This window comes from Paraburkholderia sp. (assembly GCF_035948235.1).
In the GTDB taxonomy this organism is placed as follows: domain Bacteria; phylum Pseudomonadota; class Gammaproteobacteria; order Burkholderiales; family Burkholderiaceae; genus Paraburkholderia.
In genome coordinates, this window is the sequence record NZ_DASZJJ010000176.1 from 1 (window position 1) to 18,017 (window position 18,017).

Below are 18,017 nucleotides of genomic sequence, written 5' to 3' on the forward strand. Positions count from 1 at the left end.
CGCCATCAGTTCCTTCGGCGAGAACGGCTTGGTGACGTAATCGTCCGCGCCGATCTCGAGACCGAGCACCTTGTCCTGTTCATCGCCACGTGCGGTCAGCATGATGATCGGGATGTGTTTGGTCCGCTCGTTGTTGCGCAGATCGCGCGCAAATGCGATGCCCGATTTCCCGGGCAGCATCCAGTCGAGCAGGACGAGGTCCGGCAGCACATCGCTGATCAGGTTTTGCGCCTGCTCCGCGTTATAGGCGCGGATCGGGCAATGGCCCGCGTGTTGAAGATTGACCGAAATCAGCTCGGAAATAGCGGGCTCATCTTCGATGACGAGAATGCTGCTAGGCATCGGCACCTCTTGACCTAAAGACCTGTTGATACGGATTACGAAAAATGTCGGGGCGGAATCGATTTCATCTCGCGACGTGAAAAACGCGCCCGAAAGCGCGATTCACGCCCCGCATGCAAGTTAGCTCAGTGCTTCGCGTTCGAGCGCGTCGCGCGACTTGTGCCGCACGTCGGTGCCCTTGACGATGTAGATGATGAACTCGGCGATGTTCTTCGCGTGGTCGCCAATGCGCTCGATCGCCTTGGCGATGAACAGATAGTCGAGGCCTGCGGAGATCGTGCGCGGATCTTCCATCATGTAGCTCACCAGCTTGCGCACGAAGGCGCGGAATTCCTCGTCGATGGCCTTGTCGTCGCGCACGATCTGCGCGGCGGCCACCGTATCCAGACGCGCGAACGCGTCGAGTGCGCGGCGCAGGATCGACACGGCCATCTCGCCCGAGACCTTGATCTCGGCGATATTGACCGCGCGCGAGTTGCCGTCTTCCATCAGGCGCTTCGTACGCTTGGCGATCTTTTCGGCTTCGTCGCCGGCGCGTTCGAGATTGGTGATGGTCTTCGAAATCGCGAGCACGAGGCGCAGATCGCGCGCGGCCGGCTGACGGCGCGCGATGATGTTGCTGCACTCTTCGTCGATCTCGACTTCCATCGTGTTCAGGCGGTCTTCGGCGGCGATCACGCGCTCGGCGGCTTCGCCGTCGAACTCGTTGAGGGCCTGCATCGCCGTGATGATCTGCGATTCCACGAGGCCGCCCATTTCCAGAACCTTCGACGAAACGAGGTTCAGGTCGGCGTCGAACTGGCTGGACAGATGCTTGTCGGACATGTCGTTTCTCCCTTCTTCTTCCGCGTGACGGATCAGCCGAAGCGGCCCGTGATGTAGTCTTCCGTTTCCTTGCGGACCGGCTTGATGAAGATCTTCTCGGTGTCGCCGAATTCGATCAGCTCGCCGAGATACATGTACGCAGTGTAGTCCGAGCAGCGCGCGGCCTGTTGCATGTTGTGGGTGACGATCACGACCGTGTAGTCGCTCTTGAGTTCGGCGATCAGCTCTTCGATGCGGCCCGTCGAAATCGGGTCGAGCGCCGAGCACGGTTCGTCGAGCAGCAGCACTTCCGGACGGATCGCGATGCCGCGCGCGATACACAGACGCTGCTGCTGGCCGCCCGAGAGGCCGTAGCCGCTCTGGCCGAGCTTGTCCTTCACTTCGTTCCACAGCGCGGCCTTGGTGAGCGCCCATTCGACGCGGTCGTCCATTTCCGGGCGCGACAGCTTCTCGAACATCTTCACGCCGAACGCGATGTTGTCGTAGATCGACATCGGGAACGGGGTCGGCTTCTGGAACACCATGCCGATGCGCGCGCGCAGCAGCGAGATGTCACGTTTGGTCGTGAGCAGGTTCTCGCCGTCCATCAGGATCTCACCTTCGGCACGCTGCTCCGGATAGAGCGCGTACATCTTGTTGAAGGTGCGCAGCAGCGTGGACTTGCCGCAGCCCGACGGGCCGATGAACGCGGTCACCTTGCCTTCGGGAATCTGCAGGTTGATGTTCTTGAGCGCGTGATACTTGCCGTAGAAGAAGTTGAGATCCTTGACCTCGATCTTCGGACGCGACGACATCGCGCCACGGTTGCCCTGGGCGGGGTCGAAGCCTGTCGGCGCGGGTGTGTTGAGGTGACTCTCTGCCATATTCATCGGATGACTCCGCCCTTACTTTTTCGAAAAGATGGTGCGTGCAAGGATATTCAGACCCAGCACGCCCAGCGTAATCAGGAAAACACCGGCCCACGCAAGCGACTGCCACTGCGAGAACGGGCTCATCGCAAACTTGTAGATCGTGACCGGCAGATTCGCCATCGGCTGGTTCATGTCCGCCGAGAAGAACTGGTTCGACAGCGCCGTGAACAAGAGCGGCGCGGTTTCGCCGGCGATACGGGCGATTGCGAGCAGCACGCCCGTCACGATGCCCGCGATCGACGCCTTGAGCGTGATCGACAGCACCATCTTCCACTTCGGCGTGCCCAGCGCGAAAGCCGCTTCGCGCAATGCGTTCGGCACCAGCTTGAGCATGTTCTCGGTCGTGCGGATGACGATGGGGATCTGCAGCAGCGCCAGCGAAATCGCGCCGGCCCAGCCGCTGAAGTGACCCATCTTCGCCACGACGAGCGCGTAGACGAACAGACCCACGACGATCGACGGCGCCGACAACAGAATGTCGTTGATGAAGCGCGTCACGCTCGCGAGCCACCCCTTCTGGCCGTATTCGGCCAGATACACGCCCGCGAGAATGCCGATCGGCGTGCCCACCAGCGTCGCGATGCCGACCAGCAGCAGACTGCCGACGATGGCGTTGGCAAGACCACCGCCATCGGTGTTCGGCGGCGGCGTGGACTGCGTGAAGAGTTCAACCGACAAACCGCCGATACCGAGCGAGAGCGTCGTATAAAGAATCCACACGAGCCACAGGATGCCGAAGGCCATCGCCGCGAGCGACATCGTCAGCGCAATCGCGTTGGTCACGCGGCGGCGGCTTTGCAGCTTGCCGCGCATCTTGTCGAGTTCGGAGCCATAGATCGCTCCGGGGATTTTCATCATCGGTTCGCTCATCGCGCACCCTCCGACTTTTCAAGGCGCAGCAGCATGAGCTTGGAGATCGCCAGCACGATGAAGGTAATCACGAACAGGATCAGGCCCAGTTCCATCAGCGCGGACGTGTGCAGGCCCGGTTCGGCTTCGGCGAACTCGTTGGCGAGCGCCGAGGTGATGCTGTTGCCGGGCGAGAACAGCGAGACGTTGTCCAGCAGATTCGTATTGCCGATCACGAACGTGACCGCCATGGTTTCGCCAAGCGCGCGGCCAAGGCCGAGCATCACGCCGCCGATCACGCCGGTCTTGGTGAAGGGCAGCACGATCTTCCACATCACTTCCCACGTCGTGCAGCCGATGCCGTACGCCGATTCTTTCAGCAGCACGGGCGTGACTTCGAACACGTCGCGCATCACCGAAGCGATGTACGGAATGATCATGATCGCGAGGATGACGCCGGCGCACAGGATGCCGATACCGATCGGCGGGCCCTGGAACAGCGAGCCGATCAGCGGCGCGTTACCCAGCAGCTGGCCGAGCGGGCGCTGGAAGTATTGCGCGAAGATCGGCGCGAACACCAGCAGGCCCCACATGCCGTACACGATCGACGGGATCGCAGCCAGCAGTTCGATGGCGATGCCAAGCGGGCGGCGCAGCCACGCGGGCGAGAGTTCAGTCAGGAACAGCGCAATGCCGAAGCTCACCGGCACGGCGATGATGAGCGCGATGATCGACGTGGCAATCGTGCCGTAAATGGGCACGAGCGCGCCGAACTTGTCGCTGGGTGGATCCCAGTCGGCCGTCCAGAGGAACGAAAGGCCGAACTTCTGGATCGTCGGCATCGAAGCGACGATCAGCGAAACGATGATGCCGCCGAGCAGCAACAACGTGACGATGGCGGCGCCGCGCGCGAGGCCGCCGAAAATGATGTCCCCTGCCGGGCTGGGCGCCTGTTGCTGCGTGCTGCCGGGCGGGTTCGAGACGAGCGGGACGTCGGACATGATGACCTGTATCCAGTTGCCGCGAGCGCGAGGCTCACGACGTTTATGCGGTTCTGAAACCGACTGCCGCCAGGGCCCGGTCATGCGACCGGCTAGAAGCCCGTGGGCGGTACATCGAAGCGGGTGATTTACAACTGATTTGCAACCGTATTACGGATGCATAACGCATAACCAGGAAGCAGCACGGGCCGCACGCGGTGTCGCGGCGGCCCGTTGCGCTACACGGTCAAACCGCCTTCGCCTTACTCGGCGATGGCCTTGCCGCTAGCGTCCTTGACCTTTTCCTTCCACTGCGACTTGATCTCGCTCACAACCGATTGCGGCAGCGAGATGTAGTCGAGGCTGTCAGCAGCCGGCGTGCCATTCTTGAAGGCCCAGTCGAAGAACTTGAGCGTTTCCTTGCCCTGGTCCGGCTTGTCCTGTGCCGTGTGCAGCAGCACGAACGTGGCGCCCACGACCGGCCATGCTTCCTTGCCCGGCTCGTTCGTCAGGATCTGGTAGAACGACTTCTTCCAGTCTGCGCCAGCAGCCGCTGCCTTGAACGTGTCCGTGCTCGGCTCGACGACCGTGCCCGACTCATTCTTCATGGCAGTGTAGACCATGTGATTTTGCTTGGCGTACGCCCATTCGACGTAGCCGATCGAGCCCGGCAGGCGCTGCACGAAGGCTGCGACGCCGTCGTTGCCCTTACCGCCCGTACCCGTCGGCCAGTTGACCGTCGAGCCTTCGCCGACCTTGCTCTTCCACTCGGCGTTGACCTTCGAGAGGTAGTTCGTCCAGATGAAGCTGGTGCCCGAACCATCAGCGCGGCGAACCACGGCGATGTCCAGATCCGGCAGCTTGACCTTCGGGTTCAGCGCGGCGATGGCCGGATCATTCCACTTCTTGATCTTGCCGAGGTAGATGTCGCCGAGCACTTCGCCCGACAGCGTGATTTCACCGGCCTTGATGCCCGGCACGTTGATTGCCGGCACGACGCCGCCAACCACCGTCGGGAACTGGAACAGGCCTTCCTTGGCCAGATCGTCGTCCTTCAGGGGCGCGTCCGAACCTGCGAAATCAACCGTCTTGGCGACGATCTGCTTGATACCGCCCGACGAGCCGATGCCTTGGTAGTTCACCTTGCCGCCGCCCGACTTTTGATAGGCATCCGCCCATTTCGTGTAGATCGGTGCTGCAAAGGTGCTGCCCGCGCCAGTGATGTCAGCAGCGTGGGCTGCCATCGCGAAGAGCGCGCCAGCAACGCCAGCGAGCGCGGTTTGCATCAATTTCATGAGACCTCCAGGTGTGTGAGCGGATGAACGACAGGGCGAAGAATAGGGCCTCTTTGTGACAGTACCGTGACGATTCATGAAGCAGTCGTGACAGTACGATTACCGGCTGAAAGGCAGGGGAAGAATGAAGAAGACGCTTACTTCGGGCGCATTGGCGGGCGCATCGCAAGCGCTGGCGCGCAAGGCGGCCCATGGGACGGGCGTTTGACGCAGTGGAGGGGTCGGAGACGTAAAGCTTCGCGCGACCGTTTGAAAGGCGTCTGAAACCGTCAGTGGAACGTTTGCTCGAACAGCAAAAAAATCGTCGTATCGAACGGTCGTAGAGCGCTTGAAAATGCAGATGCGGCGCCTTGTCGCAGACAAGGCGCCGTGTATTTCAGCCAGGGCCGGTGAGCAGACCGGATCAGGACATTCAGGCGATCGCGCGCTTGACGGTCTCGGCGATCGATTCCGCGTAGTGGAGCGTGTCGCGCTCTTCGCGCGCTTCCACCATCACGCGCAACACCGGCTCGGTGCCCGAAGCGCGGATCAGCACGCGGCCACGGCCTTTGAGCTCGGACTCGGCATCGGCGATCGACTTCTGGATCGCGGCGTCGCCCTTCCAGTCGGCGCCCTGCGCGATACGCACATTGATGAGCTTCTGCGGGAACAGCGTGACGCCGTCGAGAATCTGCGCGAGCGTCTGGCCGCTGCGCTTCATCGCCGCCAGCACCAGCAGCGCAGAGACGATGCCGTCGCCGGTCGTGTGGCGATCGAGCGACAGAATGTGGCCCGAGCCTTCCGCGCCGATCTGCCAGCCACGCTCGCGCAGTTGCTCCAGCACATAGCGGTCGCCCACGTTGGCGCGCACGAACTGCACGCCAAGGCCATCGAGCGCCTGCTCGACCGCCAGGTTGGTCATCAGCGTGCCAACCGCGCCTTCGACCTTGCCATCGGTCGCAATGCGATCCTTGACCAGTACGTAGAGCAGTTCGTCGCCGTTGTAGAGGCGGCCCTGGGCGTCGACGATCTGCAGACGATCGGCGTCGCCGTCCAGCGCGATGCCCAGGTCGGCGTGATTCGCGCGGACCGCGCGCACCAGCGCATCGGGCGCGGTCGCACCTACGCCGTCATTGATGTTGAAACCGTTCGGCGACACGCCGATGGGGATCACGTCTGCGCCCAGCTCGTGGAACACGTGCGGAGCGATGTCGTAGGCTGCGCCGTTCGCGCAGTCGACCACCAGCTTCAGGCCGCGCAGGCTGAACGCCTGCGGGAACGTGCTCTTGCAGAACTCGATATAACGCCCGCGCGCGTCGTCCAGACGGCGTGCGCGGCCCAGTTGCTCAGACGGCGCGCAGTCGAGCGGCAGTTCCAGTTGCGCCTCGATCTGCGTTTCGACTTCGTCGGGCAGCTTGTTGCCGTCGGCGGAGAAGAACTTGATGCCGTTGTCGAAGTACGGATTGTGCGAGGCGCTGATCACCACGCCCGCGGCCAGACGCAGCGCGCGCGTGAGATAGGCGATGCCGGGCGTTGTCATCGGACCGGCGAGCATCACGTCGATACCCGCAGCGGACAAACCCGCCTCCAGCGACGCTTCGAGCATATAGCCCGAAATGCGCGTGTCCTTGCCGATCAGCACGGCCGGGCGCGGACCCGAGGCCGGTGCGGCCCCTGCCAGCACCTTACCCGCTGCGTAGCCAAGACGCAGCACGAAATCCGGCGTGATCGGCGCCACGCCGACCTTGCCGCGAATCCCATCGGTTCCGAAATAACGACGTCCCATACCTCAAACCTCTCATTGACTCTGTTGTACGGCGCCCGGGCCTTCTGCCCGGTCGCGCCCTCTTCTCTCAACGTCCATCTGCTGCGCGATTAGCGCGGCCTAGCTTCGTTCGGCCTCACGCATGGCGCCCCAGACCTTCAGCGCGTCCACGGTCGGCGCAACGTCGTGCACGCGGATAATCGCCGCGCCCTTCTGCGCCGCGCACACCGCCGCCGCCACGCTGGCGACGATACGCTCCGGCGCGGGCCGGTTCACGAGCGCACCGAGCATCGACTTGCGCGACATGCCCGCGAGGATCGGATACGGCGCGACGCCCGCTGCCACTTCCGGCGCCGTCTCCGGCAGGTGCGCGAGCAAGGCGTAATTATGCTCGACCACCGACTTGCCGAAACCAAAACCCGGGTCGACGCTGATACGAGCTTTCGCGACGCCCGCGCTTTCGAGTTCGGCGCAACGCGCTTGCAGAAACTCGCGCACCTCGCGCACGACATCGACATAGTTGGGTTCGCCCACCTGCATCGTCTGCGGCTCGCCGAGCATGTGCATCACGCACAGGCCGCAGTTGCTGCCGCGCACCGCGTCGATTGCGCCCGGCATGCGAAAGCCCCAGATGTCGTTGATCAGATCCGCACCGGCCGCCAGCGCGTGGCGCATCACTTCCGGCTTGTAGGTGTCGATCGACAGCGGGACGTTCGCGCCTTTGAGGCGCTCGACCAGCGGAATCACGCGTGCGAGTTCTTCTTCGAGCGGCACGGGCGGCGCACCCGGGCGGGTCGATTCGCCGCCGATGTCGATGATGTCCACGCCATCGCGCAACATCTGCTCGGCGCGGCGCATCGCGTCGTCGAAGGCGATGTAGCTGCCGCCGTCCGAGAACGAATCCGGCGTCGCGTTGAGAATCCCCATGACGAGCGGGCGTTCGAAAGTCAGCGTGAAACGACCGCAGACGAGCGGTTCGGGCAGATTACCCTGCGAAGTGATGTTGGGCACGTCAAGAAACGTCAAATGTGTAACGAAACGCAGCCGCCGGCTGTGGCGCAGCGGCGCAGCCACGGAGCGCTGCGCGCCGGCAGCATCACAGATGCGGCCAGAAATGCAAAACGGGCCGGTGTGAACATCACACCGGCCCGCAACTTTACTCGATCAGGCGAACCGCAGTCGGTCAGGCCGGCGCGGTGGCGCTGCTGCCCGGCTTGACCTCGGTGCCCGTGCTGCCGCCCGAAGACGAAGCGTCACCGGCAGACGGTGTGCTCTTGGGCGAGCGCGGCGGACGGCCTGCCATGATGTCGTTGATCTGATCGGCGTCGATCGTTTCCCACTCCATCAGCGCGGCGGTCATGGCTTCGACCTTGTCGCGGTTTTCGTCCAGCAGACGCTTGGCCAGACCATATTGCTCGTCCAGCACGCGACGGATTTCCGCATCGACCTTCTGCTGCGTCGCTTCCGAAATCGCACGGGTAAAGCCCTTGCCAAACGGGCCGCCGTCGTTTTCGTCGTCGGCGTAGACCATCGGTCCGAGCGCGTCGGTCATGCCGAAGCGCGTGACCATCGCGCGAGCCGTTTGCGTCGCCTTGTTGAAGTCGTCCGAGGCGCCCGTGCTGATCAGGTTCATGAACAGCTCTTCAGCCACACGACCGCCAAACAGGATGGCGAGACGGTCAAGCAGATAGTCCTTCGAGTACGTCTCGTTGTCGTGCTCCGGCAACTGCCACGTCACGCCCAGCGCGCGACCACGCGGGATGATCGTGACCTTGTGCACCGGATCGGCCTTCGGCAACAGCTTCGCGACAACCGCGTGGCCCGACTCGTGATACGCCGTGGCACGCTTGGCTTCTTCGCGGATCACGGCCGACTTGCGTTCCGGACCCATGAAGATCTTGTCCTTCGCGTCTTCGAAGTCCTGCATTTCGACGATGCGCTTGCCGCGACGCGCCGCAAACAGCGCAGCTTCGTTCACGAGGTTCGCGAGGTCAGCACCCGAGAAACCCGGCGTGCCGCGTGCGATCACCGCTGCGTCGACGTCGTTGGCGATCGGCACCTTGCGCAGATGCACCTTCATGATCTGTTCGCGGCCGCGGATGTCCGGCAGACCGACATAGACCTGACGGTCGAAACGACCCGGACGCAGCAGCGCCTTGTCCAGCACGTCCGAACGGTTGGTTGCAGCGATCACGATCACGCCCGAGTTCGCCTCGAAGCCGTCCATCTCAACCAGCATCTGGTTCAGCGTCTGTTCGCGTTCGTCGGTACCGCCGCCCATGCCGGCGCCACGATGACGGCCAACCGCGTCGATTTCGTCGATGAACACGATGCAGGGCGCGTGCTTCTTGGCCTGCTCGAACATGTCGCGCACGCGGGCCGCGCCCACGCCGACGAACATTTCCACGAAATCCGAACCCGAGATGCTGAAGAACGGCACCTTCGCTTCGCCAGCAATGGCGCGCGCGAGCAGCGTCTTACCAGTACCCGGAGGGCCGACCAGCAGCACGCCGCGCGGGATGCGCCCGCCCAGCTTCTGGAATTTTTGCGGATCACGCAGGAAGTCGACCAGCTCGGACACTTCTTCCTTCGCTTCGTCGCAACCCGCGACATCGGAGAAGTTGACCGCGTTGTTGTTCTCGTCGATCAGCCGGGCGCGCGATTTGCCGAACGAAAACGCCCCGCCTTTGCCGCCCCCCTGCATCTGCCTCATCATGTAGAACCAGAACACGATGATAAGTATCGTCGGTCCGAGGTAGTACAGCGCCGAGACGAGCGCGTTCGGCTCTTCGTCAGCCTTGCCGCTCACCTGCACGTTGTACTTCATCAGGTCGCCGACCATCCAGATGTCGCCAGGGGAGACGATCTGGTATTTCTGGCCATCTGCCGGAGTGACCGTGAGGTTGCGCCCCTGCACCACGACGCTCTTGACTTTGCCGTTCTTCGCGTCGTCCATGAACTGCGAATAGGAAACGCCTTCCTGGACACGGGGCTTGTCGAACTGCTTGAACACCGTAAACAGCACCAGTGCGATCACCAGCCACACTGCTGCTTTCGAAAACATGTTGTTGTTCAAAGCACCACTCCTTCACTCATAGACGGGCGCCTACATTTGCCTTGCGACACCACCAAAGCATTCTAATCCAGTACGCAGGCCCCTGCCATAACGTTTCGCTAAGGCATAAATAGGCGGCGCGGCCTGTTGGGACAACGTCCCGGAGCTTATCCGGGCGATTCTTTACCGTCCCTGCAAGCCGCCTGACACACTGGAACCGATCCTTGCTAATGCCCGAGGTTAACGGGGTCGCTTCAGATGTTTGCCCAATATAAACGTTTCGGACGATTTATCGCGCGAAGCCTTCGGTTTGCGCGCGGCCACGACCTTGAACTGATGCTTGAATTTCTCGACGATCTGGCTGTAACCACTGCCGTGAAAGCATTTTACTAAAAGGGCACCATCGGGTTTCAAATGATTCTGCGAAAACTCGAGCGCGAGATCGCAGACGTGTTCGATACGCGCGGCATCCGCCAGCGCGACGCCAGATAGATTGGGCGCCATATCCGAAATTACAAGATCGACCGGACGACCACCCACGATTTCTTCCAGTTGCTCGAGCACGCTGTCCTCGCGGAAGTCGCCCTGCAGGAACTGCACGTCGGAAATCGGCTCCATTGGCAGGATGTCGACCGCAATGATCGTACCGTCGATGCCGCCCTGACGCTGTTCGTCGCGTTTCGAGCTTTGCGCGAGCTTGTTGCGCGCGTATTGGCTCCAGCTGCCGGGCGCGGCGCCCAGGTCGACAATGACCATGCCCGGGCGGATCAGCTTGTCCTGCTCGTCGATTTCCTTGAGCTTGTACGCGGCGCGGGCGCGATAACCCTCCCGCTGCGCCAGCTTCACGTACGGATCGTTGATATGGTCGTGAAGCCACGACGTGTTGAAGCGGTTTTTTGCCATTAAGAATGAACTCTTGCTGCGTGATGTCGCGCTTTTAGCGGATAATACGCGTTTAATTCGTGCGGCCGTCGCGGCCCGTGCGGCTATGCTGGCGTGTTCGTACCGTCACATCTGCCCGCATCAGCCCGCGCCACGCCGTTCTCCACGGTTTTCCGTTGTTTCCGACGCGCTTTTTGCCTTCCTGCGCGCCTGCCCCTCGTCTTTGAGGTCTGTCAGGCTGTCTGGCGAGCGCCGTCATTTTAGTCGAGTCTGCCACATCCCATGCCCGCCCTTTCTCTTACTGCCGAACAGCGCTCCGAACTGCGTTCCCAGGCTCACGCCCTCAAACCGGTCGTGCTCATCGGCGCCGAGGGATTGACCGACGCCGTCATCAAGGAAATCAAGGTTCACCTTGGCGCGCACCAGCTCATCAAGGTCCGCGTGTTCGGTGACGAGCGCGAAGAGCGCGTCGCGATCTACGAAGAAATCTGCGATCGCCTGAACGCCGCGCCGGTCCAGCACATCGGCAAGCTGCTCGTGATCTACAAGCCCGAAGAAGAGAAGGCGAAGACCACGACGGCCCGTGCTGGCGCTCGCGGCACCGTCACGCGCCCGTCCGGCGACGTGCCGAGCGCCCGCGAAGCCGGCAAGCGCGCTCCGCGCGTCGTGAAGGTCGTCAAGCCCAGCGAAAACCCGATGCGCAAGCCGAAGGCGCAAAAAGTGACGGTCAAGGGCAACGAGCGCGTCACGCAAGGCGGCAACGTCAAGCGCGCCAAGAAGCGTCAGACCGGTGCAAAGCGAATGCACCAAGGCTCGAAATAAGCCTGGAACAAGAAAGCGCGGCCCGTGTGCCGCGCTTTTTTTTCGCCTGGGCGCTCGCGCTATCCGCTCTAACCCGTTTCACCAACCAGACAGCGGCTTGACGCCTCGACGATTCAGCGCCGCGTGGACGGCAGCAGCCAGACGAGCCACGCGCCCAGCAGGCTCTCGACCAGATAGAAAAGGCTCGAGACGCCGTGCAGCATGCCAAAGCGGCTTGCATACACCGAGTGCGCGATATCCACGCCCGCTTGCATCGCATTCATGCGCATGGCGTTCATGAACGGCTGCAGCGCGTAATAGCCGACCACCACGCACAGCAGCATGCCCACCAGCAGCCAGCGCAGGCGGCGATAGCCCACCTCGCCGCGCCGCACGAACAAATTCGCCAGCACGAGCAGCACCACGCCGCTCACCAGCCCGATCATGCCTTCGATGCGAAACAGCTGAGCCGCCAGCGCCCCCGCCGACATGCGGTCAAGCGACGCGAACAACACCGGCGCCACCGCATAGCCGATGGTCAACTGGCTGCCCACCCACAGCATGGCGAGCAGCGCGAACAGACGATGCGGCACCAGCGACGCGCCCGGCTGGGCTGCGCGAATGTCGGCGCTCACGTCATTTTTCACATCGTGACCCATGATCGCGCCTCGTCAGACGTAGCGAACCTCAATGACTTCGTACTCGCGCACGCCGCTGGGTGCCTGCACGGCCGCGACGTCGCCTTCCGACTTGCCGATCAGTGCGCGCGCGATGGGCGAGCTCACCGAAATCAGGCCGTGTTCGAGATCGGCTTCGTCGTCGCCGACGATCTGGTACGTGACGGTCTTGCCCGACTCGAGGTCTTCGAGATCGACGGTCGAACCGAACACGATGCGGCCATCCGCTTCGAGCGTAGACGGGTCGATGACCTGCGCCGCGGCCAGCTTCGATTCGATTTCGGCAATGCGGCCTTCGATGAAGCCCTGCTTTTCTTTCGCAGCGTCGTATTCCGCGTTTTCCGACAGGTCGCCCTGCGCACGCGCTTCGGCGATCGAATTGATGACCGCCGGACGCTCGACGGATTTCAGGTGTTGCAGTTCACTGCGAAGCTGGTCTGCACCGCGCCTGGTCAAGGGAATCGTGCTCATAAACAACTCGTTCAGCCGCTTGGGGCCGTATTGATGCCGCATACAACAGATTGCGGCCTTAAAAAAAATCACCGCGGTTAAGTGCATCCCGCGAGGGCGGCCGCGCACGCTGGCGCAGCCTCAAAGCCCTGTTGGGACGCCGCTTAACCGCGGCACATTCAGCTATGTTTGCCTGCCTCGTTCGTATTGGACAGACAATCGAAGCCTTAGTTTAGGCGAGCGTGGAGGCCTTGTAAATCATAGACTTCCAGGTTCTTCAGATAGCGCAGCCCCTCGACGGCGGCGCGCGCGCCGGACATCGTGGTGTAGTACGTGACTTTGTTCGCCTGTGCGCTCATGCGGATCGAACGCGAATCGGCGATCGCGGCGCGCGTTTCATCGACGGTCGTGAAGACCAGCGAAATCTCGCCGTTCTTGATCATGTCGACGATGTGCGGACGGCCGTCCTTCACCTTGTTGACGACCTTGACCGGCACGCCGGCCGCTTCGATCGCGGCTGCGGTGCCGCGCGTGGCGACAATCGCGTAGCCGAGTTCGTGCAGCATGCGCGCGACTTCGACGGCCTTCGGCTTGTCCGAATCCATCACGGTGATGAACACCGTGCCCGATTCCGGCAGACGCGAACCGGCCGCGAGCTGCGACTTGAAGAGCGCTTCGCCGAAGGTCTTGCCCACGCCCATCACTTCGCCGGTCGAACGCATTTCGGGTCCGAGCACCGGGTCGACGGCCGGGAACTTGACGAACGGGAACACCGCTTCCTTCACGCTGAAGTACGGCGGCACGACTTCCTTCGTCACGCCCTGATCCACCAGCTTCTGGCCGACCATCGCACGCGCTGCGATCTTCGCGAGCGGCAGGCTGGTCGCCTTCGAGACGTACGGCACGGTACGCGAAGCGCGCGGGTTCACTTCCAGCACGTAGATGATGTCCTTCTTCGAACCGTCATCCTGCGGCACTTGCTGGATCGCGAACTGCACGTTCATCAGGCCGACCACGTTCAGCGCCTTTGCCATCGCGGCGGTTTGACGCTTGAGTTCGTCAACCGTTTCCTTCGACAGCGAGTACGGCGGCAGCGAGCAGGCCGAGTCGCCCGAGTGGACGCCCGCCTGTTCGATGTGCTCCATCACGCCGCCGATGAACACGTCGGTGCCATCGGAGATGCAATCCACGTCGCATTCGATCGCATCGTTCAGGAAGCGGTCGAGCAGCACCGGCGAATCGTTCGACACCTTCACGGCCTCGCGCATGTAGCGTTCGAGGTCGCGCGGCTCGTGGACGATTTCCATGGCGCGGCCGCCCAGCACGTACGACGGACGCACGACGAGCGGGTAGCCGATTTCGTCGGCGAGCTTGAGCGCTTCGTCTTCGGCGCGCGCGGTGCGGTTCGGCGGCTGGCGCAGGTTCAGGTCCTGCAGCAGCTTCTGGAAGCGCTCGCGGTCTTCGGCCGCGTCGATCATGTCCGGCGAGGTGCCGACGATGGGCACGCCGTTCGCTTCGAGGTCGAGCGCGAGCTTCAGCGGCGTCTGGCCGCCGTACTGCACGATCACGCCAACCGGCTTTTCCAGGTCGACGATTTCGAGCACGTCTTCGAGCGTGAGCGACTCGAAGTACAGGCGGTCGGACGTGTCGTAGTCGGTCGAAACCGTTTCCGGGTTGCAGTTGACCATGATGGTTTCGTAGCCGTCTTCGCGCATGGCGAGCGCGGCGTGAACGCAGCAGTAGTCGAACTCGATACCCTGGCCGATCCGGTTCGGGCCGCCGCCCAGCACCATGATCTTCTTGTTGCTGGTCGGGTTGGCCTCGCACTCGTCCTCATAGGTCGAGTACATGTAGGCGGTCTTGGTCGCGAACTCGGCAGCGCACGTGTCCACGCGCTTGTAGACCGGGCGCACGTTCAGCTCGATACGACGCTTGCGCACGTCGGCGGCGTTCGCGCCGAGCAGCTTCGCCAGACGGCGATCCGAGAAACCGCTTTGCTTGAGGTACTTCAGCTCGTCCTTCGTGAGGCTTGCGAGCGTGCGACCCTTGACCGCCTCTTCCTTCTGGATGATCTGCTCGATCTGCGCGAGGAACCACGGGTCGATCGCGGTTTCTTCGAAGATCTCTTCGCGCGTCATGCCCACGCGGAACGCGTCGCCCACGAACCAGATGCGGTCCGGACCGGCTTCGCCGATCTCGCGGATGATCTCGTCGCGGCTGGTGGTCTTTTCGTCCAGACCGTCCACGCCGACTTCCAGACCGCGCAGCGCCTTCTGGAACGACTCCTGGAAGGTGCGGCCAATTGCCATCACTTCGCCTACCGACTTCATCTGCGTGGTCAGGCGCGGATCGGCTTCGCGGAACTTCTCGAACGCGAAACGCGGAATCTTCGTGACGACGTAGTCGATCGTCGGCTCGAACGAGGCCGGCGTTGCGCCGCCCGTGATTTCGTTCTTCAGCTCGTCGAGCGTGTAGCCAACCGCCAGCTTTGCGGCGACCTTGGCGATCGGGAAGCCCGTAGCCTTCGAAGCCAGTGCCGACGAACGCGACACGCGCGGGTTCATTTCGATCACGATCATGCGGCCCGTCTTCGGGTCGATCGAGAACTGGACGTTCGAGCCGCCCGTATCCACGCCGATTTCGCGCAGCACAGCGAGCGAGGCGTCGCGCAGGATCTGGTATTCCTTGTCGGTGAGCGTCTGCGCCGGTGCGACCGTAATCGAGTCGCCGGTGTGGATGCCCATCGGGTCGAGGTTTTCGATCGAGCAGACGATGATGCAGTTATCCGCCTTGTCGCGGACCACTTCCATCTCGTATTCCTTCCAGCCGAGCAGCGATTCTTCGATCAGCAGTTCGCGCGTAGGCGACAGATCGAGACCGCGCTTGCAGATCTCTTCGAATTCTTCGCGGTTGTACGCGATGCCGCCGCCCGAACCACCGAGCGTGAACGACGGACGGATCACGACCGGATAGCCGCCCGTGCCGGTGGCTTCGGCGATTTCAGCCTGCACCTTGAGCGCCTCTTCCATCGAGTGCGCAACACCCGACTTCGCCGAACCGAGACCGATCTTGGTCATCGCGTCCTTGAACTTCTGGCGGTCTTCGGCCTTGTCGATGGCTTCCGGCGACGCGCCGATCAGCTCGACGTTGTACTTCGCCAGCACGCCGTGGTGGTGCAGGTCGAGCGCGCAGTTCAGCGCGGTCTGGCCGCCCATCGTCGGCAGGATCGCGTCCGGGCGCTCCTTCTCGATGATGCGCTCCACCACTTCCCACGTGATCGGCTCGATGTAGGTGACGTCGGCCGTGTTCGGGTCGGTCATGATCGTCGCCGGATTGCTGTTGACGAGGATGACCTTGTAGCCTTCTTCACGCAGCGCCTTGCATGCCTGCGCGCCCGAATAGTCGAACTCGCACGCCTGGCCGATGATGATCGGACCCGCGCCGATGATGAGAATGCTCTTGATGTCTGTCCGCTTGGGCATAACGCTCTCGCTAAATATTCCTGTGTCTTGTACGTCTGGCGGCTAACTTCTTGCCGCCCGGGTGCGCGCGTGGGCCGTTACTGCTCAAACCGGCTCGCTGCGCACCCTGCTCTGCTCTTTCGTTTCGGCTGGGCGCGGCGCTTACGCCTTCGCCTTGTCCATCAACGCGGTGAAGCGGTCGAACAGATAGCCGATGTCCTGCGGGCCCGGCGACGCTTCCGGGTGACCCTGGAAGCAGAACGCGGGCTTGTCGGTCAGTTCGAACCCTTGCAGCGTGCCGTCGAACAGCGACACGTGCGTGACGCGCGCGTTCGCAGGCAGCGTAGCGGCGTCAACCGCGAAGCCGTGGTTCTGCGACGTGATGACCACGCGGCCATCGGTCAGATCCTTGACCGGATGGTTCGCGCCATGATGGCCCGTCTTCATCTTCAGCGTCTTCGCGCCGACCGCGAGGCCCATGATCTGGTGGCCAAGGCAGATGCCGAACGTGGGGATGCCGCGTTCGATGAATGCCTGCGCCGCCTTGATGGCGTAGTCGCACGGTTCCGGGTCGCCAGGGCCGTTCGAGAGGAACACGCCGTCCGGGTTCAGAGCGAGCGCGTCTTCAGCCGTCGATTGCGCCGGCAGCACCGTGACGTCGCAGCCGCGTTCGGCCAGCATGCGCAGGATGTTCTGCTTCACGCCGTAGTCGAATGCGACGACCTTGTACTTAGGCGCCGACTGCGTGCGGTAGCCTTCGCCCAGACGCCATTCGGTGGTGTTCCACGGATACGCCTTGTCGGTCGAGACGACCTTGGCGAGATCCATGCCCGCGAGGCCCGGGAACGAGCGAGCGAGTTCGATGGCCTTGGCTTCGTCGTCGGAACCGGCGAGGATCGCGCCGTTTTGCGCGCCCTTGTCGCGCAGGATACGCGTGAGCTTGCGCGTATCGATGCCGGCGATGGCAACCACGCCTTCGTCCTTCAGATATTGACCGAGCGTGCGATCCATACGGAAGTTCGAGGCGAGCACAGGCAGGTCGCGGATGATCAGGCCGGCGGCATGGACTTTCGTGGCTTCGACGTCTTCGGCATTGACGCCGACGTTGCCGATATGCGGATACGTGAGGGTGACGATCTGGCGAGCGTAGCTCGGGTCAGTCAGGATTTCCTGATAGCCGGTGATGGCCGTGTTGAACACGACTTCACCGATCGTATGGCCGGGCGCGCCGATCGAGTAACCACGAAAGACCGTGCCGTCGGCGAGCGCGAGCAGAGCGGGAGAGAATGACGGCAACACGGGAGACTCCTTGGGGGAGCACCCTGTGCCGACCTGTTGTCCGACGTTGCGATCTTGCGACCTGGGCGCGGCTGCGGCGTCGGCATCGGCGTCGTGGACGGGATGCGCGCGCGGCGCGCGCCTTGCGCGGCTATTCGGTGTCGTCAGACTCGCAGCGGACTGCGTCGGGCGCCTGCCAGAAAGTTGCGTTTGTGACGCTTGATCGGGCGGCAGCCAGCCTTTGACGTGGAAAGCGCGGGCGGCGGATGAACGGATGGGGGGAGGTAGGCGCTAGGGTGCGGGTTGATAAGCTCAAACCTTGAAATTATAGCGCGAAATGAGCCTTCCTTCCAAATTTCGAGATGACAGGCGTGTGAAATGCGGCTGGAACGCGGCGGCTGGAACGCGCACGAATTTTCTGCTGGACCTCGGGTGCGCCGCACCGCTTTTCATCGCCTATCACTATA

At 62.7% G+C, this 18,017-nt stretch carries 15 protein-coding genes; 1 reads left to right on the forward strand and 14 read right to left on the reverse strand.

What is annotated here, in order from left to right:
• The 10 genes from VG320_RS15210 to VG320_RS15255 all read right to left on the reverse strand — a co-directional run.
• Positions 1-342: response regulator (locus VG320_RS15210; RefSeq protein WP_327200923.1), on the reverse strand; the 342-nt coding region annotated here is incomplete at its 3' end.
• Positions 343-462: 120 nt separating this feature from the next.
• The gene (gene phoU / locus VG320_RS15215) at positions 463-1,167 is read right to left on the reverse strand and encodes a phosphate signaling complex protein PhoU (protein WP_327200924.1); all 705 of its coding nucleotides are present in this window, start codon (positions 1,165-1,167) and stop codon (positions 463-465) included.
• 32 nt (positions 1,168-1,199) lie between these two features.
• On the reverse strand, positions 1,200-2,036 hold the full coding sequence (pstB, locus tag VG320_RS15220; RefSeq protein ID WP_414696049.1) for a phosphate ABC transporter ATP-binding protein PstB: 837 nt from the start codon (positions 2,034-2,036) through the stop codon (positions 1,200-1,202).
• A 15-nt stretch (positions 2,037-2,051) separates the two neighbouring features.
• On the reverse strand, positions 2,052-2,948 hold the full coding sequence (gene pstA / locus VG320_RS15225) for a phosphate ABC transporter permease PstA (RefSeq protein ID WP_327200925.1): 897 nt from the start codon (positions 2,946-2,948) through the stop codon (positions 2,052-2,054).
• Positions 2,945-3,928, reverse strand: a complete 984-nt coding sequence (gene pstC / locus VG320_RS15230; protein ID WP_327200926.1) for a phosphate ABC transporter permease PstC — start codon at positions 3,926-3,928, stop codon at positions 2,945-2,947. The genes pstA and pstC overlap by 4 nt, the downstream gene beginning before the upstream one ends.
• A gap of 242 nt (positions 3,929-4,170) precedes the next feature.
• Positions 4,171-5,202: a phosphate ABC transporter substrate-binding protein PstS gene (pstS, locus tag VG320_RS15235; protein ID WP_327200927.1), complete on the reverse strand. Its 1,032-nt coding sequence runs from the start codon at positions 5,200-5,202 to the stop codon at positions 4,171-4,173.
• A gap of 412 nt (positions 5,203-5,614) precedes the next feature.
• The gene (gene glmM / locus VG320_RS15240; RefSeq protein ID WP_327200928.1) at positions 5,615-6,967 is read right to left on the reverse strand and encodes a phosphoglucosamine mutase; all 1,353 of its coding nucleotides are present in this window, start codon (positions 6,965-6,967) and stop codon (positions 5,615-5,617) included.
• Positions 6,968-7,066: 99 nt separating this feature from the next.
• Positions 7,067-7,873, reverse strand: a complete 807-nt coding sequence (gene folP, locus VG320_RS15245; RefSeq protein WP_327200950.1) for a dihydropteroate synthase — start codon at positions 7,871-7,873, stop codon at positions 7,067-7,069.
• A 256-nt stretch (positions 7,874-8,129) separates the two neighbouring features.
• The gene (ftsH, locus tag VG320_RS15250; protein ID WP_327200929.1) at positions 8,130-10,022 is read right to left on the reverse strand and encodes an ATP-dependent zinc metalloprotease FtsH; all 1,893 of its coding nucleotides are present in this window, start codon (positions 10,020-10,022) and stop codon (positions 8,130-8,132) included.
• Positions 10,023-10,241: 219 nt separating this feature from the next.
• Positions 10,242-10,904: an RlmE family RNA methyltransferase gene (locus VG320_RS15255; protein ID WP_327200930.1), complete on the reverse strand. Its 663-nt coding sequence runs from the start codon at positions 10,902-10,904 to the stop codon at positions 10,242-10,244.
• A gap of 261 nt (positions 10,905-11,165) precedes the next feature.
• On the opposite strand from VG320_RS15255, the gene yhbY reads away from it, so the two are divergent.
• Positions 11,166-11,705 (forward strand): ribosome assembly RNA-binding protein YhbY, encoded by a 540-nt coding sequence (gene yhbY / locus VG320_RS15260; protein WP_327200931.1) that lies wholly within the window; start codon positions 11,166-11,168, stop codon positions 11,703-11,705.
• 113 nt (positions 11,706-11,818) lie between these two features.
• On the opposite strand, the gene VG320_RS15265 is transcribed toward yhbY, so the two are convergent.
• From VG320_RS15265 to carA, 4 genes are all read right to left on the reverse strand, one after another.
• Positions 11,819-12,277, reverse strand: coding sequence for a DUF4149 domain-containing protein (locus tag VG320_RS15265; protein ID WP_327200951.1), 459 nt, complete (start codon positions 12,275-12,277; stop codon positions 11,819-11,821).
• Between the two features lie 78 nt (positions 12,278-12,355).
• Positions 12,356-12,832: a transcription elongation factor GreA gene (greA, locus tag VG320_RS15270; RefSeq protein WP_327200932.1), complete on the reverse strand. Its 477-nt coding sequence runs from the start codon at positions 12,830-12,832 to the stop codon at positions 12,356-12,358.
• A gap of 206 nt (positions 12,833-13,038) precedes the next feature.
• Positions 13,039-16,293, reverse strand: coding sequence for a carbamoyl-phosphate synthase large subunit (gene carB / locus VG320_RS15275; protein WP_327200933.1), 3,255 nt, complete (start codon positions 16,291-16,293; stop codon positions 13,039-13,041).
• A 141-nt stretch (positions 16,294-16,434) separates the two neighbouring features.
• Positions 16,435-17,571: a glutamine-hydrolyzing carbamoyl-phosphate synthase small subunit gene (carA, locus tag VG320_RS15280; RefSeq protein ID WP_327200934.1), complete on the reverse strand. Its 1,137-nt coding sequence runs from the start codon at positions 17,569-17,571 to the stop codon at positions 16,435-16,437.
• Positions 17,572-18,017 lie beyond the last annotated feature (446 nt).

Coding starts and splice junctions, on each gene's coding strand:
- phoU (WP_327200924.1), bottom strand. CDS start 1,167: ATGTCCGACAAGCATCTGTCCAGCCAGTTCGACGCCGACCTGAACCTC.
- pstB (WP_414696049.1), bottom strand. CDS start 2,036: ATGAATATGGCAGAGAGTCACCTCAACACACCCGCGCCGACAGGCTTC.
- pstA (WP_327200925.1), bottom strand. CDS start 2,948: ATGAGCGAACCGATGATGAAAATCCCCGGAGCGATCTATGGCTCCGAA.
- pstC (WP_327200926.1), bottom strand. CDS start 3,928: ATGTCCGACGTCCCGCTCGTCTCGAACCCGCCCGGCAGCACGCAGCAA.
- pstS (WP_327200927.1), bottom strand. CDS start 5,202: ATGAAATTGATGCAAACCGCGCTCGCTGGCGTTGCTGGCGCGCTCTTC.
- glmM (WP_327200928.1), bottom strand. CDS start 6,967: ATGGGACGTCGTTATTTCGGAACCGATGGGATTCGCGGCAAGGTCGGC.
- folP (WP_327200950.1), bottom strand. CDS start 7,873: ATGGGGATTCTCAACGCGACGCCGGATTCGTTCTCGGACGGCGGCAGC.
- VG320_RS15255 (WP_327200930.1), bottom strand. CDS start 10,904: ATGGCAAAAAACCGCTTCAACACGTCGTGGCTTCACGACCATATCAAC.
- yhbY (WP_327200931.1), top strand. CDS start 11,166: ATGCCCGCCCTTTCTCTTACTGCCGAACAGCGCTCCGAACTGCGTTCC.
- greA (WP_327200932.1), bottom strand. CDS start 12,832: ATGAGCACGATTCCCTTGACCAGGCGCGGTGCAGACCAGCTTCGCAGT.
- carB (WP_327200933.1), bottom strand. CDS start 16,293: ATGCCCAAGCGGACAGACATCAAGAGCATTCTCATCATCGGCGCGGGT.